Here is a 23,595-nt window from a genome sequence, read left to right on the forward strand (position 1 = left end):
AAAAGAGCAATTGGACAATCACGTGGTGGACGAACAACAAAAATACATCTTGCAACCGACGCGAATGGATTACCGATTGATTTTAAAATCACTGGGGGTGACGTCCACGACAGTCAAGTTGCAAAACAACTGATTGATACTGTAGACGAGGCAACTTATCTTATTGCTGATAAGGGATATGATGCTGGGCAGATTAGAATATATGCCCAGAATAAGGATATGATTTCCATTATTCCAATGAGATCAAATAGTAAGAGGTCTAATAAGGAGTTTGATAAATATCTATATCAATTAAGACATTTAGTTGAAAATGCATTTGCGAGATTAAAACAGTTCCGTGGTATTGCTACCCGATTTGATAAGCTTGCACGAAATTATCAGTCTATGATCTACATTGCTTGCATGTTTATTTGGTGTAAAGCCAAATGAGGACACGCCCTAATATGAAGCAGCAAAAATTCTGGCGAAATAGAACTCTCACCTTGTAAATATAGAAGAAGTGTCAACCGGCCTTGATGTTTACTTCAAAATTTTTAGATGGCATCAACCTGACCATTGATTTTATGAATTGGATCAATCACCAGTGCTCTGGAATTGTAAACTTCGTCCATGCGCTAAGTCTGGTTTAATAAGTCCAGTAGCTCATCAGCAGCATTTAAATCATGAGTCTGTCCATCAGCCAGAAGAAATCCTGTTATGCTGCCTCAAATACCGGTAGGGGGATGAATTTCAGTGTGTAAGCCATTTTTAGTACGTATTACGCTTGCTCGTTTTTTCCAGCTCTGTGCTGATGAGTACGTACAGTCGTTGAGTTCAACGTGGCATATTCATTGTCACTATTTATATGACAACATTTCAAATATCCTCTGTCACAGGCCTGCTTTAGCCCCAACGGCTAAAGTGAGTATGCACGACTGACTCTAAAGCAAAACGTTCTGGCCAGTCTCACCACAGCCTAGCTGAGCGACCAGGGAGTGGAATGACCTCAAAAATAGGCAGTTGTCGTTTAAAAATAAATCAGAAAATTAAAGTTCAGCGATAAAAAAAGCATTTGCTTGCGCAAATGCTTTTTTTAAGTGACCTAAGCTGCTTATTGCAGCGGCAGGTGCTGAAGTTCATTAAGTTCTTTACGGCTATAGCCGCGAGAAGCGAGAACCTTTTTGATTCCGATAATAACATCTTCCTCAGTTGCTTTAGATAGTGCTTCAAGAAGCTGTTCATTTGTCTTGCAAGAGCAATCATTTTCAACACAAGCAATTTGATTCTTGTGATCATTCTGTTGTTCATCAGAAAACAACTTTTGCCAAAAACTCATAGAGCCTTCATACACAACCTAACATAGAATGAAATATAGCCAATATAATAAATAAAGCAAGCCAAGCTGTGCGATAAAAGCAGCAAACAGTCGTTTGAATTTCCGATAGACAAGCTGGTTCTCAACGATATTTCTTGATTGAGATCCCTTTTGACTCATGTAAGTACTTAATTTTTAAAATAAAAAATGGAGTCTCTGTAGACTCCATTTGTGTAACTAAAAAATAAATTGAAACAAAGTATTAGCGCTTTTCTAGCAGCACACCCGACTCGATATGATGGGTATAAGGAAACTGATCGAACAGGGCGAATTTGCTAATTTTATGGGTCTGGGTTAATTGTTTTAAATTGTCATGTAATGTGTCCGGATTACATGAAATATAGATAATTCGTTCAAAGTGCTGCAACAGTTTAAGCGTTTCATCATCTATACCAGCACGTGGCGGATCGACAAAAATGGTACTGAAGTCATAGCTTGAAATATCAATTTGGGCTTCCTGCAAGCGGCGGAAAGTACGATCACCCTTATAGGCCTGGGTAAACTCCTCAGCAGACAGGCGAGCCACCTGAATATTATCAATATGGTTCTGTTCGATATTCCATTCAGCGGCATACACAGAAGATTTGGCCAGTTCGGTGGCTAACACACGGCGGAATCTGGTGGAGAGTGGTAGGGTGAAATTGCCATTTCCACAATACAGTTCCAGTAAATCTTTATCAGATTGCTCTGCAGCCTCACATGCCCATTCCAGCATTTTTTGACAAACTTGCGCATTAGGCTGCGTAAAGCTGCTTTCAATCTGCTTATATTGATAACGGCGATCAAATACAGCCAGCTCTTCAATCACGAATTCGTCAGAGAGCACAAACTTTTGTCCACGGCTACGACCGATCAGTTTGATATTGAGTTTTTCAGCCAGTGCTTTTGCCGCAGGTTCCCAGCTTTCATCGAATTTGCGATGATAAATCAGAGACACCAGAACTTCGCCCTTTAAGGTCGCCAGAAAATGCACTTCAAACAGGCGTGTCCCCAGAATTGGATCTGCCTTAAATGCTTGGAGGAGCTGGGGCATTAACTCATTAATGCGCCGATCGACAATTGGGAACGTGTCAATACGGATGACTTTTTTATTATTATTTTCATCTCGTTCAAACATGGCATAAAACAGGTCATCTTCAGTATGCCAGATACGGAATTCAGCACGCATGCGATAGTATTGTTCTGGAGATTCAAATACTTCTAAAGCAGGTGGTTGATACTCGGCAAATTGCGTCCGAATACGTTCAACTTTGGCATCCAGTTGTTGCTGATAAGATGAGGTCATATGCACTAAAACATCGCAAATACTTGAAAGTCGAGATGGTAGCAAAAATTTGCTGATCTGCCTAAGATTATTCAGGCAAACACGGGGAAGGCTGTATAAAAAAGACCGAATCTTCTAAGGGGAGAAACTTGGCCATCAAGAGCAAAAGAAAGACTTGCTTAAAAGGGCTGATTAATCCGACATGGTCATCAGGCTGGTATTACCCGCGTGTCTACAGCTTCGCTGGACATGGCTAAGAAAATAAAAATAACATCTGGTCAGACCCCCCCAATGCAAATATATAGAAGGGTTGTAGTTGCAGCCAGCGATAACGCCGTGGTTCTGATATTTTGTATGCGCGCCTACTAACTCTATGTCCGGCGAGCAGCAACCAGTTCAACCATGCTCCAACAATCAAATCTACCGCAATCCAGACTGCGGATAAACCAGACAGATAAATTGTTCTGGCCGAAAGTGTGGTGACTAGACTGCCCAGATTCCCTCGGCTCAGAATATATTCAGCAAAACTGGAGCTTGCACGCTAGGCATATAAACTGATTGATCCTGGCAATTATCAGTATGAAAGTCATCAGGCTGAAACTTAGAGAAGTTATAGGCAAGCATCCTTAAAAAAAATAAAAGCAACATCTGGATGATTTGTGTACCAAAATCATGAGCCAGTGCCGCAAATAAAGTTGAGTGTTTATATTTAGTAACATTTTAGCGGCTTTTGTGTGTATTTATTGTAAATATTTTTGTTTTTGAAAATTTATTTTAAATGCTGAAAAGGCGCTTTCCAAGACTTATTTTGTCTATATTTTGGCTAATGACGGGTATTTTTAAGTGGTATGAAAAAGTTACTGGCTTTTAAGTTTTTTGTTACATAAAATTACAAAGTTAACAAGAAGCTTAAATTAGATATAATTTGTAGCAAATTTTGTTGAAAAAGCCTGCTTTATTCCAGGCCCAGCTACGCATAGTAAATCCGCACCGTAGGGGTGCATCATCGCCAAGAGTAATATTACATGGACAATATGCTTCAACTAGAATCTACCCGGATTGAACAGGATTTATTGGGGAAGAAACACATACCACAGCACAGTTATTATGGAATTCACACTTTACGTGCGCTTGAAAACTTTCAGATTTCAGGATTGGTAGTGGGCCAGGAGTCTCATTTTATTCGTGCTCTGGCACAGGTTAAAAAAGCTGCGGCCCAAAGTAACTTGCATTTTCAGAAAATTTCAAAACAGCAAAGTATTGCTATTCAGCAAGCTTGTGATGAACTGATTCAGCGGCCGCAAGACTGGAAGGCTTCATTTCCACTTGATCCTTATCAGGGCGGTGCGGGTACTTCCGTGAATATGAATGCCAATGAGGTTATTGCCAATCGGGCGCTGGAGCTGATGGGGCATGGTAAAGGAGAGTACCAGCTTCTTCATCCGAATGATCATGTGAATACTTCCCAGTCTACCAATGATGTCTATCCTACGGCTTTGCGTCTGGCCACATATACTCGAATAGATGAGCTCTTAACTGCGCTTAAATCCTTAACTGAGAGCCTATATAGCAAAGCGCTTGAATTTCAGCATGTGATCAAGATGGGGCGTACCCAGTTGCAGGATGCAGTGCCAATGACCATGGAGCAGGAATTCCGGGCTTTTGCAACTTTATTAAAGGAAGATTTTAAGCTGATTGAGCAACTGCGCCAGTTATTGCTTGAGGTGAATCTGGGAGCTACTGCAATTGGAACCGGTGTCAACACGCCTTCAGGTTATGCCAAGCATGTGATCGAAAATTTAGCGAAAATTACAGGCCTGCCTTTAAAACAAGCTGAAGATTATGTAGAAGCCACCAGCGACTGTGGGGCATTTATTATTCTGTCTAGCAGTTTAAAACGTCTGGCGGTGAAACTCTCTAAAATCTGTAATGACTTGCGTCTCTTAAGCTCTGGACCGCGTACAGGTCTGGCGGAAATCCGTTTACCAGAATTACAGGCGGGTTCATCTATTATGCCCGCCAAGGTCAATCCGGTTATTCCAGAAGTCGTTAACCAGATTGCCTTCCGTGTCATTGGGAATGACTTGACCATTACCATGGCAGCAGAAGCAGGCCAATTACAACTCAATGTCATGGAACCTGTGATCGCCATTTCTCTGAATGAATCAATTCAATTGCTCACTCAAGGGATGCAGACCTTACAGCAAAAATGTATTGAAGGCATTGAAGTTAATGAACAGAACTGTCTGGATGCTGTAATGCGCAGTATTGGAATTATCACTCTGCTTGATCCGTTATTGGGACATGCAGCCTGTGATGAAATCGGAAAACAGTGTATCCGTGAAAATAAAACTGTTCCACAAGTTGTATTGGAGCTGGGCCTGTTGACTGAACAGCAGCTGGATGAAATCTTCGCTTTTGAAAATCTGGTTTCAGAAGTACCCAATGAAGTGAGCCCACTAGAACAGGTGTCTTAAAAGTTCTAGGCTTTAATCAAAAAGTACTGATTTTAGCCATTTGCCTCAAATCCTCATGTGGGTTTGGGGCTTTTTCATCTAGACTATATACCGACCTTGAGATGAACTGGAATTGCTGCAAAACATGTTTGATAAAATCACTAAACTCTTTCAATCCAATAAATCTTCTCCAGCACAGCTTTATCTGGAAGAACAGAATATCCAATATGTAGAAGGTACAGGATATATCGTTGATGGAATTCAACTCAATCAGGAACTGGGAGCACGTCTGGAGTATTTATCCAATCGCCGCATGAAAAGTTTTGATGATCTGGCGCAACTTTATTCTAGCGCGATGATTATCAATGAAAAGATTGATCTGGAAATTGCGCATCAGCGCTTTAATCAGCCTCTGGCGAATACCGAAGAAAACCTGCTGCAATTTAAAACAATTGTCAAGAAATTGAATGACTATTATCGTCAGTTTTTACGCGACCAAAAATAGGCTAGCGACACATGAACTTCATACTCTATAGCGGAATGATCAGGACTGCATAAAAATAACGAAAGCGCACTGGATCATCGTGATAATATAAGCGCCATGTTGTTTAGACTTTAAAGCTATATACATGTTCCAACAAGAAATTTCCCAACTTAATTTACCTAGGCTCAAAGCAGGCGAGAAACGCTGGTTAGGTAATCTGCAAGGCTCGTCTACTGCATTATTGCTGAAAGAAATAATCAGGCAGCAGCAGTCGCGTCTGTTTGTGATCATCGCGCGCAATAATCAGCACTTGGGGCAACTGGAAAGTGAGCTGGAATTTTATGGGATTAAGCCCATCATTTTTCCGGATTGGGAGATTTTGCCTTACGACCGTTTGTCGCCGCACCAAGATATTGTCTCGGAACGTCTGGCTATTTTATCAAATATGCCACAAAGCGGTGTGTTGCTGTTGTCTGCCTCTACTTTGGCGCAGCGTGTTGCACCGACGTCATGGATTCTGGGTGAGCATTTTGATATTCGTGTCGGTCAAAAGCTTGATCTGGAACAACAGAAGAAAAAATTGATTCAAGCTGGCTATCATCTGGTCGATACGGTGTATGACCATGGTGAATTTGCGGTACGCGGCAGTATTATTGATATTTACGCCTCAGGTCAGGATGCGCCGATTCGTATTGATCTGTTCGATGATGAAATTGAAACACTGAAATTTTTTGATCCGGAAACCCAGCGTACGACCCAGATGCTGGAGCAGTTTACCGTATTGCCCGCCCAGGAATTTCCACTCAAAGAAGGCCGTGCTACTTTCCGCGACCGTTATGCTGAATTTTTTCCTACTGCCAATCCAAAGAAGAATCCACTCTATCAGGATGTAATGGATGGTATTGCTTCCCCCGGGATTGAATTCTATTTACCTTTATTTTTCAGTGCTGAGGCAATGCAAGCTGGTCAAAGCACCCTTATTTCGTACTTACCAAAGAATGGCATTGTCATTACAGACAAGGCTTTGGAACAAAGTCTGGAACAATTCTGGCAAGATGTCGTGCGCCGTTATGAAGATCGTCGCCATAATATAGATCAGCCGATTTTACCGCCTGACACTTTATTTAGTCCGACCAATCAGCTATTGGAACAGCTAAATCAGTTTAGTCGTATTATTGCCGCGCAAGAGCCATTTGAGGAAAAAGCCGGCGTAATTAATCTGGATACCCAAGTCCCGCCACGACTGCCTGTTGATCCGAAACGCGAAAAACCTTTTACTGAAGTCAAAAAATATATTGATGCTGCCAATCATCCGGTCTTGCTGGTGGCTGAAAGTGCGGGTCGCCGCGAAACTTTAAAAGATGCTTTGCGTCCAAGCCTCGGGGATATGCCCACTGTAGACAGTTTTAATGCCTTTGTTGAATCTCTGCATGCGATTGCCATTACCAGTGCACCTCTAGAGCGTGGCCTAGTCCTGACCGATCATCTGAGTGTGATTTCTGAAAACCAGTTGTATGAGCATCGTGTGGTGCAACGCCGCCGCAAGCGCCAGCAGGAGGTGTCAGAAGAGTTCCTGATCCGTAGCCTGACCGAACTCAGTATTGGTGCACCAGTTGTACATATTGATTATGGCGTTGGGCGTTATGCTGGTCTGATTACCCTTAGTATCGATGATCAGGATCATGAATTTTTGCAGCTGGACTATGCCGAGGGTGCCAAAGTTTATGTGCCGGTGACGAATTTGCATCTGATCAGCCGTTATAGTGGCGGTGATCCTGATTTAGCACCTTTGCACAAGCTCGGAACCGATGCCTGGAATAAAGCCAAGCGTAAAGCTTTAGAGCAGATTCATGATGTTGCAGCCGAATTGCTGCATATTCAGGCACGCCGTTTTTCCAAGCCAGGCATCAGTTTTGAACTGGATCAAAGCCTGTATATGCAATTTGCCAGTGGCTTTGCCTATGAGGAAACGCCAGATCAGGCCAATGCCATTGAAGCAACTTTATATGATATGCAGCAGGCCAAACCAATGGATCGACTGGTCTGTGGTGATGTGGGTTTTGGTAAAACCGAAGTCGCCATGCGTGCCGCATTTGTTGCTGTGCAAAATAACCGGCAGGTAGCGGTTTTGGTGCCGACTACCTTGCTCGCCCAGCAACATTATGAGTCCTTCAAGGACCGTTTTGCGGACTGGCCTGTACGTATTGAAGTCCTGTCCCGTTTTGGCTCTTCCAAGACGCATAGTAAAACCCTGGAAGATCTGGCCGAGGGTAAAGTCGATATTGTCATCGGTACGCACAAGCTTTTGCAGGAAAATGTCCAGTTCCATAATCTTGGGCTGATGATTGTCGATGAAGAGCATCGTTTCGGCGTGCGTGATAAAGAACGGATTAAAGCCATGCGTGCCGATGTAGATATGCTGACTTTAACTGCAACGCCAATTCCACGCACCCTGAATATGGCTTTTAGTGGCATGCGCGATTTGTCGATTATTGCCACGCCACCAGCACGCCGTCTGGCAGTAAAAACCTTTGTACAGGAACATACCAACGACACAATTAAAGAGGCGATTCTGCGCGAACTGCTGCGCGGCGGTCAGGTTTATTTCCTGCATAATGAAGTTAATACCATTGAACGTGCTGCAGAAAATATCCGCAATCTGGTGCCGGAAGCACGGGTGGTGGTGGCCCATGGCCAGATGCGTGAACGTGAACTTGAGCAGGTCATGCAGCGTTTTTATCATAAAGAATATAATGTGCTGGTATGTTCGACCATTATTGAAACCGGGATTGATGTGCCGAATGCCAATACCATCATTATTGAACGGGCAGACAAGCTAGGTCTGGCACAGTTACACCAGCTGCGAGGCCGTGTCGGTCGTTCCCATCATCAAGCTTATGCCTATCTGTTGGTGCCTTCGCTTAAAGGCTTAAAGGGAGATGCCGAAAAACGTCTGGAAGCGATTCAACGTGCAGCCACCTTGGGTGCCGGTTTTATGCTGGCCACAGAAGATCTGGAAATTCGCGGTGCTGGGGAACTCTTGGGTGAACAGCAAAGTGGTTCGATGCAGGCGATTGGTTATAGCCTGTATATGGAAATGCTGGAAAAAGCCACCAAAGCCATCCAAAAAGGCAAGACGCCGAATTTTGATGCACCCCTGACGCTCACTGCGGAAATCAACCTGCATATGCCAGCTTTGATTCCAGATGAGTATCTCGGTGATGTGCATCAGCGCTTATTGTTCTATAAACGCATCAGTAATACCGATACTCAGGAAAAGCTCGACAATATCCGTATGGAACTGATCGACCGTTTTGGTATTCCTCCACAACCCGTCAAACAGTTATTTGCTGTCCATCAGCTGCGTCTTAAAGCTGAACAGCTTGGCATTACCAAGATTGATGTCAGCGCTCATGGCGGACATATCGAGTTTGCGCCAGATACGCCGGTGCAAGCAATGAGTATTATCCAGATGATGCAGAAACATCCAACCTACTTTAGGATGGATGGAGGGCAGCGCCTGAAAATCATGGTCATGCTGGAAGATTATCAAAAACGGATCCAGTTCATCAGTGATTTGCTGGAGAGTTTATTAATACAGCTGCATTGAAATTTGCAGTCTCAGACAGGAGACAGATTCACACGCTGTTCCATCTGAATACGCGTGTGAATACTGCGCTGTTTTTTCAGGCAATTATTGAAAGAGATGATTGGTATTTTGTACTGAATAAATCATACAAAATTGCCCCGAATGTGACTGAGGATAATACTCAGTCCTAATTGGATATGATAGTATTGGTCATCATTCTAATTTTGCATCATTTATAAAGATATGTTTAGTTTGCATCCACAACTTGCTCAAGATACGTTTTTTGTAGGCGACTTTCCTTTGTCAACATGTCGTTTGATGAATGATATGCAATTTCCGTGGCTCATTCTGGTACCACGTGTACCGGGCGTTACCGAATTATATGAATTAAGCCAAGCTGACCAGGAACAGTTCCTGCGTGAGTCAAGCTGGTTATCTAGTCAGCTTTCCCGCGTATTTCGTGCTGATAAAATGAATGTGGCTGCGCTGGGTAATATGGTGCCGCAATTGCATTTTCATCATGTGGTTCGTTATCAGAACGATGTGGCATGGCCTAAACCGGTATGGGGTACACCGGCGGTGCCTTATAATAATGAAGTATTGGCACATATGCGCCAGACCCTGATGCTGGCGTTACGCGGTCAGGGCGATATGCCATTCGATTGGCGTATGGACTGATTCATGCAGGCTACTATAGTCCATTCATGGATATAGACCTAAGAGAGTGATTGAGTGCAATTAGACGACTGGATGCATCAAGAGCCAAGACGCTTTGAATATTTTCATCGCTTGATGGGATATATCATGTTGTCTTTGGTGCTGGTCGTCTATCACCAAACTGTTCCAGATACCAGTTACCAGATTTTTATCCCTTTTCTGCTGGTTCTACTGCTACTGCTTAGTCCTAAGCTGTCGCAGTGGCTGACCTATCGCTATAACTCCAACATCAAGCGTAATGTATTTTTTATTATTGATGTGGCTGTGGTGTCGGTGGTGCTCGCAGCAGTACATCTGGATCTGGTTCTTTCTTTCCTGGGCCTTTCCGCACTGTTATATACGGCAATCAGTAACAAAATCTCATTTTTAATGTCGACGCTGGCCAGTCTTATCGGAACGACAGTATTTTACCTGTCTGCTATTCTGGTTTTTGGGTTGGGTAATTATTTTGAACAGAGTAGTAGTGAGCTGACTATTCTGGGCTTTATCTGCCTAATGATGTATTTTGGGGTGGGAAGTTTTTATCAAAGTGGTCGTGTGCAATACATGACCAAAAAGAAAAATCACTATTTTGACCAGATGAACCGTTACATGGAGTTCGCCAACCAGCTGAGCCGCTATGCGCCAGTCCAGCTGTGGCAATCGATCATGAAAGGTGAGTCTGAGGCAAAAATCGAATACAAGCGTAAAAAACTGACTATTTTCTTTTCGGATATTCAAGGCTTTACTGAACTTTCTGAAACCCTGATTCCAGATGACCTGGCTTTCCTGCTCAATGACTATTTAAGTCATATGACTGAAATTGCCAAAAAATATGAGGCAACTGTCGATAAATTCATGGGGGATGCCATTCTGATTTTCTTTGGTGATCCAAACTCGGAAGGAGTCGAGCAGGATGCCAAAAACTGTCTGGAAATGGCACTGGCTATGCGTCAACAAATGAAATTGCTGCGCGAACGCTGGGTTAAAATGGGTTATCCACCTTTGCATATCCGTATGGGGATTTCAACCGGTTATTGTCACGTAGGCAATTATGGGGCTAATCACCGCATGGCTTATACCATTGTAGGACGAGATGCCAATCTTGCGGCCCGATTGCAAAGTGCCGCAGAAGTAGATGAAATTCTGATTTCAGATGATACGCATAACTTGATCAAAAATGATTATCTGTGTGCACCGAAAAAACCGATTTTCCTGAAGGGGATCAAAGCACCCGTAAGAACCTGGCAAGTGATGGAAAGATATGCTTTTCAAAAGGTGGAGTATCAGCGCTGGTTTGATTATGAATATAAAGGCTTTCATTTACTGCTTAATCTGGATGAAGTGCAAAATTTTGACTATCCGAACCTGATTGAAGTTCTGGAAAGAATGATCAAGCGGATTGAAACCCAGCAGAAACTGACAAATTCACAGGGTATTGTGAAGTTAAAACTTGAAGATGAAGTAATTGAAACTGTGCCGCCTGAAACAATCAGATAGCAAGCTAAATATCATAAAGCTCAGATTGTTCCACTTTTTAAAATCATGTGATCAATCTTAGACTTCAAAGGAAGTGCAACAGAGATTAAATTATTGGAAGGAAGTAAGATGAACGGGCATTCTACTTCCGACCGATCACAGTCAAAGTTGTATCATGCATTATATTTATTTGCTCAAGAAAAACTCGGCTTTAAAAGTCTGAGTCAGGTAGTATGACAGCCACATAGTGTTGCACTTCAAATGCTAATCTAAGAATAAAAAACCACGCCGAAGCGTGGTTTTTTATTTGGATATTTTAATGGTTTTCAGAAGCGTGGTTAATCGTGTATTTTGGAATTTCGACTTCCAGATCTTCATCGACTATTTTAACCTGACAAGACAAGCGAGAATCAGGTTCAAGACCCCAGGCACGATCCAGCAGGTCAGCTTCCACATCATTCATTTCTTCAAGGCTGTCAAAGCCGCGACGTACGATCACATGACAGGTGGTACATGCACATGACATATCACAGGCATGTTCAATCTTGATTCCATTTTTTAACAGGCTTTCGCACAAATTTGCATCTTGTTCAACGTCAAACTCCGCACCTTCTGGACAAATTTGCGCATGAGGAAGAACTTTAATACGTGGCATAGTCTTTACCTTAAATTAGTTTGAGTTTGACCAGTCGTCGAGTTTGGTGCCTTTCAGGGCAGCATCAATATGTTGATTCATACGCAGTGCAGCAAAGGCATCACTATGTATTTTAAGCTGTTCAACCGCAGATTCAATGGTTCTGACATCATCGCCTTGCAGTTCTGCTTCAAGCCGAGTCTGCGCAGCAGTCAGCTCCGCAAGTTGCTGTTCAGACATCAAATGTACATCTACTTTCAAGGCCTGAACCAGTGCTTCAAGTTCACGCTGTGCTTCTACCTTGGTTTCCTGCAAATGACGAAGATTTTTATCTTCCTCTGCAAACTGATAACCTTCTAAAAGCAGACGCTCGGTATCTTCGCTTGATAAACCATAAGAGGGTTTGATGTCAATTTGTGCACTTACACCCGAAGTCATTTCCTTGGCAGAAACGGTTAACAGACCATCTGCATCGACCTGAAAGGTGACTTCAATACGTGCCTGACCCGCGGTCATCGGAGGAATACCATGCAGTACAAAGCGGCCTAAACTGCGGCAATGTTCTACCAGATCGCGCTCACCTTGCACCACGTGAATTAACATGGCAGTTTGGCCATCCTGATAGGTGGTAAACTCCTGACGGCGTGCAACCGGAATTGCAGTATTGCGTGAAATTAAACGCTCAACCAGTCCGCCCATGGTTTCAAGACCTAAGGACAAAGGTGTTACATCTAATAATAAAGAACCGTCTTTACTGTTGCCAATCAGCTGATTCGCTGTAATCGAGGCACCAATTGCAACCACTTCATCCGGGTTGATGGTACATAAAGGTTCCTGGTTAAAGACCTCACGCACTGCTTTCTGAACGGCATAGGAGCGGGTCGAACCCCCTACAAGAACAACGTTTTGAATATCATCCAGTTCTAGCTTGGCATCACGCAGTACACGTTTACAAACGCTAATGGTTTTGTCCAGCGCAACTTTGATAATGCCTTCAAAAGTAGGGCGGTCAAGCGTTAAGGCCTGATCCAGTAGCTTTAACTCAACAGAATCAGCATTTGATAGGGCTTCTTTGGCTTTACGAGCTGCAACCACGAAGTGGGCATGTTCTGCATCACTTAGCGTTTCAATATGAAGTTCTTTCTTCGCCCATTTGACAATTAGCCGATCCAGGTCATCACCACCAAGTGCCGTATGACCACCCGTGGCCAGAACTTCAAATACACCTTGAGCAAAACGCAAAATTGAAACGTCGAATGTACCGCCACCCAAGTCATAAATGACATGGTTGCGGTCGGTACTGAGGTTGCTTTCCTGGTCCAGACCATAGGCAACCGCTGCGGCAGTTGGCTCGTTTAACAAGCGTAAAACATTCAAGCCGGCAAGCTGAGCAGCATCACGTGTTGCCTGGCGTTGTGCTTCATCAAAATAGGCAGGAACGGTAATGACTGCACCATTGATAGGGTTTTGCAGGCTCGATTCAGCACGGTTTAATAGTTGCTTTAAAATTTCAGCTGAAATTTCGACTGGCGTTTTACGGCCTTGTGTAGTTTCAAAGGCGGGCATTTCATTGGCTTCGCCGACCAAGGCATAAGGATGCTGAAATTTAATATCTGCTTTTGAGCGACCCATAAAACGTTTTATGGAGACAATCGTATTTTGAGGATCAGTGGTAATAAAAGGTACAGCGTCATTGCCGTACTGAGTGCTTTGCTCTGAATAATGAACGATAGAAGGAAGTAATACACGACCTTGTTCATCATTAAGTACTTTGGCTTTACCTGAAAGAACCGTGGCAACCAAAGAGTGGGTGGTGCCTAAATCTATACCAATCGCAATGCGGTGTTCATGTGGTGCATTTGATTGACCTGGTTCTGCGATCTGCAAGAGAGCCATCGTATTACATCCTTTGCACGTTAAAATTAAAGAGGAAAATCAAAAATCATCAAGGTCAAAGCTGTCATCATCCAGAAGGCGGTCTTCTGCCTTGTCGATGTCGGCCATGACTTTAACAAAGAAGCGTAATTTGCGCACTGTATCACGAGCTTCAGCCCAGTCTTCATCTGTGTAGTCAATCTTGAATTCACGGACCAGACCATCAATCCATTGCTGGACTTCAACTTTTAGAGAAGCCAGCTCTTCTGCAGATATTGCATCATCGAGTTGTTCACGAATGTCCAGTGCATCCTGCAAGAACTCAAAATCACTGATCGATTGATCGAGATGATAATCTTGTTTCTTTAACGAGAGCAGATAGGCGGCACGGCTATCAACAGCAGACAGGATTTTGAAGGCCTGATTGATTTCACTTGATTTAATCAATGCTTGATCTTTGTCTTCAGCTTTATCCGGGTGATATTGTTGCTGTAACTTTAAAAACGCTGTTTTTAAAGAAGCCAAATCAATATCGAGTGCTACGGGAAGATTGAACAGCTCAAAATGATTCATGGGAGGTGAAATCCGCAATTAATGGGCAAAAAATAATGTATAAATACAATTAAAACAGTGTGAACTACACTGTTTTAATTGTATAAGGGAGGGCGACTATGATTAGACTGTGAAAGACTCACCACACCCACATTCACCTTTTTTGTTCGGGTTGTTAAACTCAAAACCTTCATTAAGGCCATTCTTGACATAGTCCATTTCCAGACCATCAAGATAAACCAGACTTTTCGGGTCAATGAATACTTTAACGCCAAACTGTTCAAAGACCTGATCATGTGTATCGATTTCATCGACGAATTCGAGTACATAAGCCAAGCCAGAACAGCCTGAAGTTTTCACACCAACGCGAATGCCTTCACCCTTACCGCGATTTTTGAGGTAATTGCTGATATGAGTTGCAGCATTTTCAGTTAAATTGATCATGAAAACTCCATAAATCTTTCTTTAAAAACGAAGGATCAAGCCTTAGACTGTTTATTGCGATAATCTTCGACAGCTGCCTTAATCGCATCTTCAGCCAGTACAGAGCAGTGAACTTTAACCGGTGGAAGGGCCAGTTCAGTGGCGATATCAATATTTTTGATCGCTTGTGCTTGGTCTAGAGTTTTACCTTTCAACCACTCAGTCACCAAAGAGCTGGAAGCAATTGCAGAACCACAACCATACGTTTTAAAACGTGCTTCCTCAATGACACCTTCATTGTTTACTTGAATCTGTAAACGCATTACATCGCCACACGCTGGTGCACCGACCATACCTGTACCAACGTTTTCAGCATTTTTATCTAAAATACCAACATTACGAGGGTTTTCGTAATGATCAATTACTTTTTCGCTATAAGCCATGTTGCTTCTCCAAAACTCGGGGTCAGCCTTAATATTAAATATGGGGATTAAAAATTTTTTATCAATGAGATAGCAATACTTAGATGGCTATCTCAAGCTCAAAAATTAGTGTTCAGCCCATTCAACAGTAGAAAGGTCGATACCTTCTTTGTACATATCCCAAAGCGGAGAAAGTTCACGTAATTTCTCAACAGCAGCTTTAGTGATAGTTAAAACATGATCGATATCTTCTTCAGTGGTGTATTTACCAAAGCTGAAGCGGATCGAACTATGTGCAAGCTCGTCAGATAGACCTAATGCACGTAATACATAAGACGGTTCTAGCGTCGCAGAAGTACATGCTGAACCTGAAGATACTGCTGCATCTTTCAGAGCCATCATTAAAGATTCACCTTCAACGAAGTTAAAGCTTACGTTTAGATAGTTGGCGACGTTTTGAGTCGGATGGCCGTTCAGGAATACCTGCTCAAGGTCTTGCAGGCCATTCCAAAGCTTGTCACGTAATATACGTAAACGTGCTTGCTCAGATTCCAAGTTTTTACCTGCCAGTTCAAACGCTTCACCCATACCAACGATCTGGTGAGTTGCAAGCGTACCAGAACGCATACCTCGTTCATGACCGCCACCGTGCATTTCCGCTTTTAAGCGTACACGTGGGCTACGACGTACAAACAGGGCGCCTATACCTTTAGGACCATAGATTTTGTGAGCCGAGAAACTCATTAAATCTACTTTTAAGGTAGACAGGTCAATTTCAACCTTGCCCGCAGCCTGAGCTGCATCCACGTGGAAGAATATTTTGTTAGCGCGAGTGATTTCACCAATTGCGGCAACATCAGTCACCGTGCCAATCTCGTTATTTACCATCATCAGGGAAACAAGAATAGTATCTGGGCGAAGAGCTTCCTGAACCATTTCCGGTGTGATTAAACCTGTTTTTGGTTGTGGCTCAAGATAGGTGATTTCGAAACCTTCAGATTCTAGTTCACGACATGTATCTAAAATAGCTTTATGCTCAATTTTAGAAGTAATGATGTGCTTGCCTTTCGATGCATAGAAATGTGCAACACCTTTAAGTGCAAGGTTATCAGATTCGGTTGCGCCTGAAGTCCAAACGATTTCACGCGGGTCTGCTTTAATTAAATTCGCCACCTGTTCACGTGCGTATTCAACTTTTTCTTCCGCTTGCCAGCCATAAGCATGTGAACGGGATGCCGCATTACCGAAGGTACCTTCGAAAGTTAAGCATTCCATCATACGTTCTGCAACTTGAGGATCTACCGGAGTTGTTGCTGCATAGTCAAGATAAATCGGACGTTTCATGTCAAATACCTGTAACCGATAAAAGGTCTGAATCAAAATTTGGTGAGTTTTGGCGTAATGACACGGTTTGTACGTTGTCACGTGCGACCAGATCAGCCAGTGAGATTTTCGCGAGATAATCGGCTATGTGATGGGAGAGTTCTTGCCATAAATCATGAGTCAGGCACATCGCTCCATTCTGGCAGTTGCCTTTATGGTCACAGCGAGTAGCATCAACTGTTTCATTTACAGCTTCAATAATTGCTAATACAGTGATTTCATCTGCATTACGCGCTAAATGGTAACCACCATTCGCTCCGCGAACACTTGAAACTAAGCCATGGCGCTTAAGTTTTGCAAATAACTGCTCAAGATAAGCAACAGAAATGGTTTGACGTGCTGCAATTTCAGCGAGCGTAATCGTTTTTTCAGATGGCTGCAAAGCTAGATCAAGTAAAGCAGTCACTGCGTAGCGACCGCGAGTGGTTAGGCGCATGATTCGATACACATAGTTAGACTAGATGTATCGATTTTATGAATCCCGACTAAATTAGTCAAGTTATTTTTATACTGGATATGTGTATTTAATTTACTGAGAAAAGAAACAATTACATATTCAGCCAATTATATACTAATAACGCAATTAAAACTAAGGTAATACACGCAAAAACAAGATTAATATGCTTCTGGCGGCGCTCTATACGTTTAATACGATTGCGGTACTGTTTTACTTCGACCTGAAGCGTATTAATCTTGGAGCGCTGCTCTTCAATTTTTTTTAAAAGTGGTGCAATCCGTTTTTTCGAGCTAATAATGTCTGCTTCATTGGAAGGCGGTTCAGATAACCAGTGTTTCCAGTCAGAGAGCACTTTGGGTAAACTAAATAAAGTTACTAAATCACGAAATTCGTCTTTTAATATTTGGTCGCCATCAATGCGCATTCTGTGAATGCTTTTACGATTACCAAAAATAAAAATTTTAATCAGGTCAAGGAGAGTAGTGCGTACATCCAGATCGATCACACGGCCTGAGGCTTTATAATCGAACAGCAAACCATTGGCAGTGAATTGTACATAAAAATCAAAATAGGGAACATAACTATTGATTTTAATGGTGATCTTTTCCTCTACAAACTTTTTTGCCTGCAATGCAACAACGCGGTCATGTTGGAGGATAAACGTAAATATTGTCTCTAAAACGATCAAAGTCATCGTGAGCAACAAATGCGGTTGAGTTTGACTTTGTTGCGATTCGCTCATAAATACGACCAATCCTTACCTGAAAAATAAAATGAAAAAGCTTCCTGCTCGTGGAAAGGTTTTAGGGGTAAATCAAATTAGAGTTGAAATAAATTGCTTTGTAGAACAGTTTAGCAAATCTATCAAGCCCTAAATTTGCTATTATGCAGTGATTTTGTAGATAATTTTATAATATTTACACAGAAAATAAGCAGGAGTCGTGTTCATGGATAAAATAAAAACGACACAAGATACAGTTACGGAGCTGAGCGATAAAACAGCGAAGAATAAGTCCAGATCGTCAGTAGAGCGCAGGTCGGTGCTGGATTTTCGCAAATATACCAAGCAAATCTGGCTGGCAGGATTAGGTGCATTTTCACGGGCAGAAGAAGAAGGCAATAAGCTGTTTGATTCCTTGGTCAAGGTTGGAGAGGAATTGGAATCCAAAACCGCTGACATTGCTGATCAGACTGTTGAAAGGGTATCAGAGAAGGCTAAAGAGTCGGTAACCGAGACTAAAGATAAAGTCGATAAATTGATCGACAACTCTGTTCATCATTCATTGAATCGGATAGGATTAGTGACATTGAAGGATGTACAGCATCTGGAACGTCTAATCCTTCAATTGCATGCCAAAGTTGATCAACTGACAGCAGAGCAGGAAAAATTACAAAAGGAAATAACGAAAAAAACCTCAATGAAATGACTTTCTTTATTATTCATTGTTTTTTTCGCATGTTTTTTGAAAAAAAAGAGGCTCATAAGTATTGCGTTTATACCTAAAGCATTGCTATAAAGGCGTTATGGCAATTTAAACAAATTCTTGAACCTTATATAAACGATATTAAGAGGACGTAATTTTCATGAATAAATCGGAATTAATTGATGCAATTGCAGAAAAAGGGGGATTATCTAAGGCTGACGCAGGTAAAGCTTTAGATGCTACAATTGCTTCTGTTACTGAGGCTTTAAAAGCTGGTGATACTGTAACTCTAGTGGGTTTTGGTACTTTCGGTGTAAAAGAGCGTGCTGCACGTACTGGTCGTAACCCGCAAACTGGTGCGACTCTTGAAATTAAAGCAAGCAAAGTGCCTAGCTTTAAAGCAGGTAAAGGCTTGAAAGACGCTGTAGCTTAAGTCTACTTAGCGATAAAACGCGCCTTCTCGGCGCGTTTTTTATTGATAGATGTAATTTCATGATTAACACGTTCATTCAATGGGTATTTTCGGTTAAAATCCCTTGCAAATAAAATATTGGAATACTTATGGAAGCTTTTCGTAAAGTTATTAAGGGTTGGTTGGGCAAAGTCTTGCTCGTTCTATTCTTGACCCCTTTAGCACTTGTAGGTATTGAAGGATATTTTAGCGGCGGGAGTTCTGATGCTGTAAGCTCAGTCAATGGGACTGACATCTCTCAAAAAGAATTAGAGTCACTAACAAAATCATTCAAACAACAATATTTAAGCTATACCAATGGCGATGAAACCCTGTTAAATCAAAGTTTCATCGAGCAGAAAGCCAAAGATACTTTAATAGCACGTACCCTGCTTTTGCAGCAGGCTGAAAAACTGGGTATTAGTCTGAGCAAAGAGCAAATTGAACAGATGATTGCCCAGCAGCAAACTTTTCAGCAAAATGGTCAGTTTTCACAGGCTTTATATGAAAACTACCTGAAATCGATTGGAATGACCAACAATGCTTTGATCGAAAGCCTGCGTACAGATCATGCATTGAAAATGCTGTCCTCAACTTTTGTGGATTATCCGCTGGTTAGTCGTGTTGATATTCAACAGATTGCTGACTTGCAAACGGAACAGCGCCAGATTCACATTGCCAGTATCAGTCTGGAAAGTTATAAAAAAGATGTCAAAGTTACTGAGCCTGAAGTTGCTGCTTATTATGAAAAGCATAAAGCTATTTTTACACAGCCAACTACGGTAGATGTCGACTATGTGGTGCTGAAGCCTGAGAATATTGTGGCTGAAGGTCTGGCAGTTACAGACGTTGAGTTAAAGCAGGCATATGATGCATTTGTCGCAGCACAAAAGCAGAATATTAAACCTGAAGTGAAACATGTCTTGATCACCACGGATAATCGTAGCGATGCGGAAGCTAAAAAACTTGCTGCTGAGGTTGCTGCCAAAATCAAGGCAGGAACCAGTTTTGCACAAGCAGCGGCACAATATTCTGAAGATCCAGAGTCTAAGTCGAAGGGTGGTGAAATTGCTGTTTATGAAGCAGGTGTATTTGGGGCGACATTTGACCAGGCTGTAGCTTCTTTGAAATCTGGACAAGTGTCTGCTCCAGTAAAAACAGAGAACGGGTATCATCTGATTTCTGTCACTCTTCCACAGATTGCGGTACCATCTTTTGAGTCTCAGAAAGCACGTTTGTCTGAAGAGGTTCTGGCAACTAAAAAATCCAACGCGTTCTCGGATACTGTGAATAGCTTAAACGATATGATTGTTAGCTCGGATTCTTTAGAAGTGGTGGCGCAGGAAGTAAAAGGAGTGCAGGTTCAAAGTGCCAAAGGTGTGACGCTGGCGACACGTGATCCACTTCTGAGCGATGCTGCTGTTAAAGTGAAGCTGTTTAATGATGATGTCAAAAATGGCGATCGCAATGCTTCTTCCAGTATCCAGTTAAACAATGGCGATGTGGTCTGGATTAAGGTGCGTGATTATCATGCAGCAGGCGAGCAAACGTTGGCAGAAGCTAAACCTCATGTAACTGCAAAATTGATTGAAGAAAAAGCACTGAATGCGGCAAAAGCAAAAATTCAGAAGACTTTGGATGAGTTTAGAACCAAGCCAGCAGCGGCTGTGACAAAAGGCAACCTGGTCTTTGAAGATGTAGGTATCTATACCCGTGCTGAAGGTTTGCTAAAACGTGATGTTCAGCGTGCAGCCTTCAGTGTAACACCACCAAAGGCCGGTCATTGGTCGGTTACTACGGCACATATGCCAAATGAACTGGTAGTGGTTGCGGTTTCTGAAGTGAAGAAAAATCCAATTGATGTGTTAAGTGCCGAACAGCGTAATGAGCTGGTAGAACTGTATCGTCAATTACGCGGTCAGCAAGAATTTGATGACTATACACGTTACTTAAAGTCTCATGCGAAAATTAAATAAAAATTTTCCTCTAAAAAACCAGCCTAAGGGCTGGTTTTTTATTGACCTAGATTTAGGGTGTCTGCTAATTAGAAAAATCAGACTTAGTAATAGTCCTTTGATGGCTTGAGGTATGTAGTCAAGCCTGTCTACATCAATAACCAAAAGAAAAAATATCTTATTTTGAGTTTGTTTTAAAACAGGTATTAAACTCTTCTCTACCACCAGACCAAATCAAGCTGATCAGGCGCGTGGGCTAGATAAGTCAGGAAAAAGGCATGGGGTGATGAAGCAGTAACCAGCGTGCTTTGGTTATTATTAAGAGGTAAATTATCTTATGGATGTAGCTGGTAGAATATTAGTGATATTGAACAAGCTGAAAAAATCTGGCAATTCAGAGATTATTATTAAGCCAATTTTGATAGAGCTAGTAGAAAATTATCATATGTTGCTCAGCAATTTACTATTTCGGAGTTGATTTAATCATAACTGTTTGAACAGGCTGTCGTACTTGGATTATAAGTAAAGGGAGCAAGCTCCCTTTGTAATACATTACTCAGTCCGAATAATGAGTTCATAGCCGGTATATTTGCGGATATTGATCACGCCCGTATCCAGAATCAGGTATTGACCCTTAATACCTTGTAACTTTCCACGAATCACCGGGGTCTTGTCAAGGTTGTGGGATTTGATCTTTTCTGGATATTGCTCGACAGGATAAATGAATTCGCGAGCCGGTTCATCTTCAAGTACTTCAATCGTTTCATTAAACTCGAAGTTCTGATGAAATTCTTCACGGATCGTCTGAATTTTTGGTGCAAACTCTTCAATCAGTTGCTCGCGGACCTCAGGTAGATTAAGCGGCGCAGCTTCACCTTTTAAAAGTTTACGCCAGTCAGTTTTGTCAGCTACCTGACTGCCAAACATGACTTCCAGTTTACCGGAAAGACGGCGTGAGCCCACTTTCATAATCGGTAAGGCTTGGGTAGCGCCCTGATCTAACCAGCGGGTAGGCATCTGGTTAAGGCGGGTAATGCCGACTTTTAAGCCGCTAGAATTTGCCAGATAAACAATGTGAGGTTGAAAGCAGACATTCTGTGCAAATTCATCTTCCCGGCAGGTCCCTAAATGATAATGGCAGGTTTCTGGCTTCATGATGCACATATCACATGAAGCTTTGGTTTTAAAGCATTTAAAGCAGTGGCCTTGAGAAAAAGACTTGGAGGTTTTAGTACCACAAGACACACAGTAAATATTGCCTGTCCATTCAATCTCGATTTCCTGGCCCAATTGAAACGGGAGGTTAATTTGAGATCCATCTAATATTAATTTATATTCAACATTTGCCCGTTGGGTATTTTGATCAGTTACATTTAGATCTTTGAGACCGACATGCATTTTCTGGCAAATGCCCTGAAATTCCATAAAATTACTCACTTAAATCATAGGGGTGCAGTTATGGCTGAACAAAATGTCATCATTGCTATGCTAGACGATTTTGCACAGGAACAGCCAATTCATACTGCGATTTGCATTGGGCAGGATTTAACCCGACTTCAATTTCAGCAATCCATTCAATGGTACCATTTTAGCGTATCTGAGGTTTTAAATCTGCCTTTTCAACAGCGCTATGATCTGGCAGTGGTGATGCTGGCTGCACCTGAAATAGTGGTATTGCTAGAGCAGCAGAAAAGTCAAATTTTGGTAAAAATGCGTGATTTATTTGCCAAGCGTTTGCTGGTCATCTGCCATACCCAAGATCAAAAACTTCTCAGGGCTTTGGGTTTAACCCAATTGAATTATCAGCGTGGGGAAGGTGGTCTTGAGCTTTGGCAATTCAATATTTTGACTTATAAGCTTGTGCCTGACTGGCTTAATTCAAAGTTTTGGGCCAATCCTGAAAACTGGGATAAATATCGTTGGTAACATGAAGATGAGATAAGAGTTGGATTAATATTGCAAATATTAACAAAATACTGAAAGACAAGGATTTATAGAGCCGTATGCTATAATAAAGAAAGAACGCATCGGTAGGAAAGTAATATGACCAATCTCAGTAATATTGTCGAAATGCTGGCTAAGCAGGCGCTGGGAGGCGGGCAATCCCAGTCTCGGCAGCAATCACAGCAACAAGATGGGTTGGTTGATATTTTAGGGTCGGTATTGGGGCGATTGGGGAATCAGACAAATCAGGCTCAAAATCAGCAAAATGGTCTGGGTGCAATTCTAGGTTCAGTATTAAGTCAGTTTGGTAATAATCAATCTGCTACGCGGACATCCCAATCGAGTGGAAGCTCTGCCAAAAGCCTATTGATTGCAGTGTTACCGCTGGTTCTAGCCTGGATTCAAAAGCAGGGCGGTTTGCAGGGAGCACTGGATAAGTTAAAAGGCCAAGGATTAAACAGCCAGGTCGATGATTGGGTCTCTGCAGCTCCAGGCGAAAATGCACAAGTCGATCCACAGCAAGTACAAAGCCTGTTTGATGATCAGGACATTGAAGACGTCGCCCAGCAGACTCAAGCGCCTAAGCAGGATATTTATAGTGCAATCTCCCAGGTCTTACCGCAGATTATTGACTCGTTAACTCCTCAAGGGGAACAGACCAGTACACAGGAGGCCAATCAAGATATTCAGAATGTCATGAATATGGTTTCCAGCTTTTTGAAAAAATAAATTAGATAGATAAAAAAGTCCCGC

General features: G+C 42.3%; 22 protein-coding genes and 1 pseudogene. 11 read left to right on the top strand and 12 right to left on the bottom strand.

Features of this window, described 5'->3' with window-relative positions; all coding sequences use genetic code 11:
• Positions 1–429: IS5 family transposase (locus tag NI461_RS08900; protein ID WP_253157098.1), on the top strand; the 429-nt coding region annotated here is incomplete at its 5' end.
• 661 nt (positions 430–1,090) lie between these two features.
• Here NI461_RS08900 and NI461_RS08905 read toward each other — a convergent pair.
• The 3 genes and pseudogenes from NI461_RS08905 to NI461_RS14300 form a co-directional block, all read right to left on the bottom strand.
• Positions 1,091–1,315: a hypothetical protein gene (locus tag NI461_RS08905; protein WP_151203942.1), complete on the bottom strand. Its 225-nt coding sequence runs from the start codon at positions 1,313–1,315 to the stop codon at positions 1,091–1,093.
• A 241-nt stretch (positions 1,316–1,556) separates the two neighbouring features.
• Positions 1,557–2,639, bottom strand: a complete 1,083-nt coding sequence (gene trmA, locus NI461_RS08910; RefSeq protein WP_174659915.1) for a tRNA (uridine(54)-C5)-methyltransferase TrmA — start codon at positions 2,637–2,639, stop codon at positions 1,557–1,559.
• A gap of 355 nt (positions 2,640–2,994) precedes the next feature.
• A pseudogene (locus NI461_RS14300) lies at positions 2,995–3,232 on the bottom strand (sodium:proline symporter); the annotation flags it as partial.
• A gap of 411 nt (positions 3,233–3,643) precedes the next feature.
• Between NI461_RS14300 and aspA the strand changes: the two are divergent.
• The 5 genes from aspA to NI461_RS08940 all read left to right on the top strand — a co-directional run bounded on the left by aspA (position 3,644) and on the right by NI461_RS08940 (position 11,343).
• The gene (gene aspA / locus NI461_RS08920; protein WP_174659914.1) at positions 3,644–5,095 is read left to right on the top strand and encodes an aspartate ammonia-lyase; all 1,452 of its coding nucleotides are present in this window, start codon (positions 3,644–3,646) and stop codon (positions 5,093–5,095) included.
• A 124-nt stretch (positions 5,096–5,219) separates the two neighbouring features.
• Complete coding sequence (locus tag NI461_RS08925; protein ID WP_174659913.1) at positions 5,220–5,579, top strand: hypothetical protein; 360 nt, start codon at positions 5,220–5,222, stop codon at positions 5,577–5,579.
• Between the two features lie 124 nt (positions 5,580–5,703).
• Positions 5,704–9,168 carry a transcription-repair coupling factor gene (mfd, locus tag NI461_RS08930; protein ID WP_174659912.1) on the top strand — a complete coding sequence of 1,155 codons (3,465 nt, stop codon included), beginning with the start codon at positions 5,704–5,706 and terminating at the stop codon, positions 9,166–9,168.
• 222 nt (positions 9,169–9,390) lie between these two features.
• Positions 9,391–9,825, top strand: a complete 435-nt coding sequence (locus tag NI461_RS08935; protein WP_151203947.1) for an HIT domain-containing protein — start codon at positions 9,391–9,393, stop codon at positions 9,823–9,825.
• 54 nt (positions 9,826–9,879) lie between these two features.
• Positions 9,880–11,343 (top strand): adenylate/guanylate cyclase domain-containing protein, encoded by a 1,464-nt coding sequence (locus NI461_RS08940; protein WP_174659911.1) that lies wholly within the window; start codon positions 9,880–9,882, stop codon positions 11,341–11,343.
• Positions 11,344–11,638: 295 nt separating this feature from the next.
• Here the strand turns inward: NI461_RS08940 and fdx are convergent, their stop codons facing one another.
• From fdx to NI461_RS08980, 8 genes are all read right to left on the bottom strand, one after another.
• The gene (fdx, locus tag NI461_RS08945; protein WP_151203949.1) at positions 11,639–11,977 is read right to left on the bottom strand and encodes an ISC system 2Fe-2S type ferredoxin; all 339 of its coding nucleotides are present in this window, start codon (positions 11,975–11,977) and stop codon (positions 11,639–11,641) included.
• A gap of 15 nt (positions 11,978–11,992) precedes the next feature.
• The gene (hscA, locus tag NI461_RS08950; RefSeq protein WP_253157100.1) at positions 11,993–13,852 is read right to left on the bottom strand and encodes a Fe-S protein assembly chaperone HscA; all 1,860 of its coding nucleotides are present in this window, start codon (positions 13,850–13,852) and stop codon (positions 11,993–11,995) included.
• A 39-nt stretch (positions 13,853–13,891) separates the two neighbouring features.
• Complete coding sequence (gene hscB / locus NI461_RS08955; protein ID WP_151203951.1) at positions 13,892–14,404, bottom strand: Fe-S protein assembly co-chaperone HscB; 513 nt, start codon at positions 14,402–14,404, stop codon at positions 13,892–13,894.
• Between the two features lie 102 nt (positions 14,405–14,506).
• A complete protein-coding gene (iscA, locus tag NI461_RS08960) occupies positions 14,507–14,827 on the bottom strand; it encodes an iron-sulfur cluster assembly protein IscA (RefSeq protein ID WP_151207853.1) in 321 nt (106 codons plus the stop codon).
• 35 nt (positions 14,828–14,862) lie between these two features.
• Entirely contained in the window at positions 14,863–15,249 is a 387-nt protein-coding gene (gene iscU, locus NI461_RS08965) for a Fe-S cluster assembly scaffold IscU (RefSeq protein WP_151203953.1), read from the bottom strand.
• Between the two features lie 105 nt (positions 15,250–15,354).
• The gene (locus NI461_RS08970; protein WP_151203954.1) at positions 15,355–16,572 is read right to left on the bottom strand and encodes an IscS subfamily cysteine desulfurase; all 1,218 of its coding nucleotides are present in this window, start codon (positions 16,570–16,572) and stop codon (positions 15,355–15,357) included.
• Position 16,573: 1 nt separating this feature from the next.
• Complete coding sequence (locus tag NI461_RS08975; protein WP_151203955.1) at positions 16,574–17,047, bottom strand: Rrf2 family transcriptional regulator; 474 nt, start codon at positions 17,045–17,047, stop codon at positions 16,574–16,576.
• A gap of 112 nt (positions 17,048–17,159) precedes the next feature.
• On the bottom strand, positions 17,160–17,810 hold the full coding sequence (locus tag NI461_RS08980) for a hypothetical protein (RefSeq protein ID WP_174659909.1): 651 nt from the start codon (positions 17,808–17,810) through the stop codon (positions 17,160–17,162).
• A gap of 205 nt (positions 17,811–18,015) precedes the next feature.
• On the opposite strand from NI461_RS08980, the gene NI461_RS08985 reads away from it, so the two are divergent.
• From NI461_RS08985 to NI461_RS08995, 3 genes are all read left to right on the top strand, one after another.
• Positions 18,016–18,495 (top strand): phasin family protein, encoded by a 480-nt coding sequence (locus NI461_RS08985; protein ID WP_174659908.1) that lies wholly within the window; start codon positions 18,016–18,018, stop codon positions 18,493–18,495.
• 157 nt (positions 18,496–18,652) lie between these two features.
• Complete coding sequence (locus NI461_RS08990) at positions 18,653–18,925, top strand: HU family DNA-binding protein (protein ID WP_004786051.1); 273 nt, start codon at positions 18,653–18,655, stop codon at positions 18,923–18,925.
• A 128-nt stretch (positions 18,926–19,053) separates the two neighbouring features.
• On the top strand, positions 19,054–20,919 hold the full coding sequence (locus tag NI461_RS08995; RefSeq protein ID WP_174659907.1) for a SurA N-terminal domain-containing protein: 1,866 nt from the start codon (positions 19,054–19,056) through the stop codon (positions 20,917–20,919).
• Between the two features lie 531 nt (positions 20,920–21,450).
• Here NI461_RS08995 and NI461_RS09000 read toward each other — a convergent pair.
• A complete protein-coding gene (locus tag NI461_RS09000) occupies positions 21,451–22,323 on the bottom strand; it encodes a DUF2797 domain-containing protein (protein ID WP_151203959.1) in 873 nt (290 codons plus the stop codon).
• A gap of 33 nt (positions 22,324–22,356) precedes the next feature.
• Here NI461_RS09000 and NI461_RS09005 point away from each other — a divergent pair, with 33 nt between their 5' ends.
• Both NI461_RS09005 and NI461_RS09010 read left to right on the top strand, forming a co-directional pair.
• Positions 22,357–22,824 (top strand): DUF6231 family protein, encoded by a 468-nt coding sequence (locus NI461_RS09005; protein ID WP_151206152.1) that lies wholly within the window; start codon positions 22,357–22,359, stop codon positions 22,822–22,824.
• A gap of 117 nt (positions 22,825–22,941) precedes the next feature.
• Positions 22,942–23,571, top strand: a complete 630-nt coding sequence (locus tag NI461_RS09010) for a YidB family protein (RefSeq protein ID WP_174659906.1) — start codon at positions 22,942–22,944, stop codon at positions 23,569–23,571.
• The last annotated feature ends 24 nt before the right edge of the window (positions 23,572–23,595 follow it).

It is taken from the genome of Acinetobacter sp. S4400-12 (genome assembly GCF_024129495.1).
In the GTDB taxonomy this organism is placed as follows: Bacteria; Pseudomonadota; Gammaproteobacteria; order Pseudomonadales; family Moraxellaceae; genus Acinetobacter; species Acinetobacter lwoffii_C.

Bases quoted from the DNA above. Each gene is read 5' to 3' on its own strand.
- NI461_RS08905 (WP_151203942.1), bottom strand. From the start codon at position 1,315: ATGAGTTTTTGGCAAAAGTTGTTTTCTGATGAACAACAGAATGATCAC.
- trmA (WP_174659915.1), bottom strand. From the start codon at position 2,639: ATGACCTCATCTTATCAGCAACAACTGGATGCCAAAGTTGAACGTATT.
- aspA (WP_174659914.1), top strand. From the start codon at position 3,644: ATGGACAATATGCTTCAACTAGAATCTACCCGGATTGAACAGGATTTA.
- NI461_RS08925 (WP_174659913.1), top strand. From the start codon at position 5,220: ATGTTTGATAAAATCACTAAACTCTTTCAATCCAATAAATCTTCTCCA.
- mfd (WP_174659912.1), top strand. From the start codon at position 5,704: ATGTTCCAACAAGAAATTTCCCAACTTAATTTACCTAGGCTCAAAGCA.
- NI461_RS08935 (WP_151203947.1), top strand. From the start codon at position 9,391: ATGTTTAGTTTGCATCCACAACTTGCTCAAGATACGTTTTTTGTAGGC.
- fdx (WP_151203949.1), bottom strand. From the start codon at position 11,977: ATGCCACGTATTAAAGTTCTTCCTCATGCGCAAATTTGTCCAGAAGGT.
- hscA (WP_253157100.1), bottom strand. From the start codon at position 13,852: ATGGCTCTCTTGCAGATCGCAGAACCAGGTCAATCAAATGCACCACAT.
- hscB (WP_151203951.1), bottom strand. From the start codon at position 14,404: ATGAATCATTTTGAGCTGTTCAATCTTCCCGTAGCACTCGATATTGAT.
- iscA (WP_151207853.1), bottom strand. From the start codon at position 14,827: ATGATCAATTTAACTGAAAATGCTGCAACTCATATCAGCAATTACCTC.
- iscU (WP_151203953.1), bottom strand. From the start codon at position 15,249: ATGGCTTATAGCGAAAAAGTAATTGATCATTACGAAAACCCTCGTAAT.
- NI461_RS08970 (WP_151203954.1), bottom strand. From the start codon at position 16,572: ATGAAACGTCCGATTTATCTTGACTATGCAGCAACAACTCCGGTAGAT.
- NI461_RS08975 (WP_151203955.1), bottom strand. From the start codon at position 17,047: ATGCGCCTAACCACTCGCGGTCGCTACGCAGTGACTGCTTTACTTGAT.
- NI461_RS08980 (WP_174659909.1), bottom strand. From the start codon at position 17,810: ATGAGCGAATCGCAACAAAGTCAAACTCAACCGCATTTGTTGCTCACG.
- NI461_RS08985 (WP_174659908.1), top strand. From the start codon at position 18,016: ATGGATAAAATAAAAACGACACAAGATACAGTTACGGAGCTGAGCGAT.
- NI461_RS08990 (WP_004786051.1), top strand. From the start codon at position 18,653: ATGAATAAATCGGAATTAATTGATGCAATTGCAGAAAAAGGGGGATTA.
- NI461_RS08995 (WP_174659907.1), top strand. From the start codon at position 19,054: ATGGAAGCTTTTCGTAAAGTTATTAAGGGTTGGTTGGGCAAAGTCTTG.
- NI461_RS09000 (WP_151203959.1), bottom strand. From the start codon at position 22,323: ATGGAATTTCAGGGCATTTGCCAGAAAATGCATGTCGGTCTCAAAGAT.
- NI461_RS09005 (WP_151206152.1), top strand. From the start codon at position 22,357: ATGGCTGAACAAAATGTCATCATTGCTATGCTAGACGATTTTGCACAG.
- NI461_RS09010 (WP_174659906.1), top strand. From the start codon at position 22,942: ATGACCAATCTCAGTAATATTGTCGAAATGCTGGCTAAGCAGGCGCTG.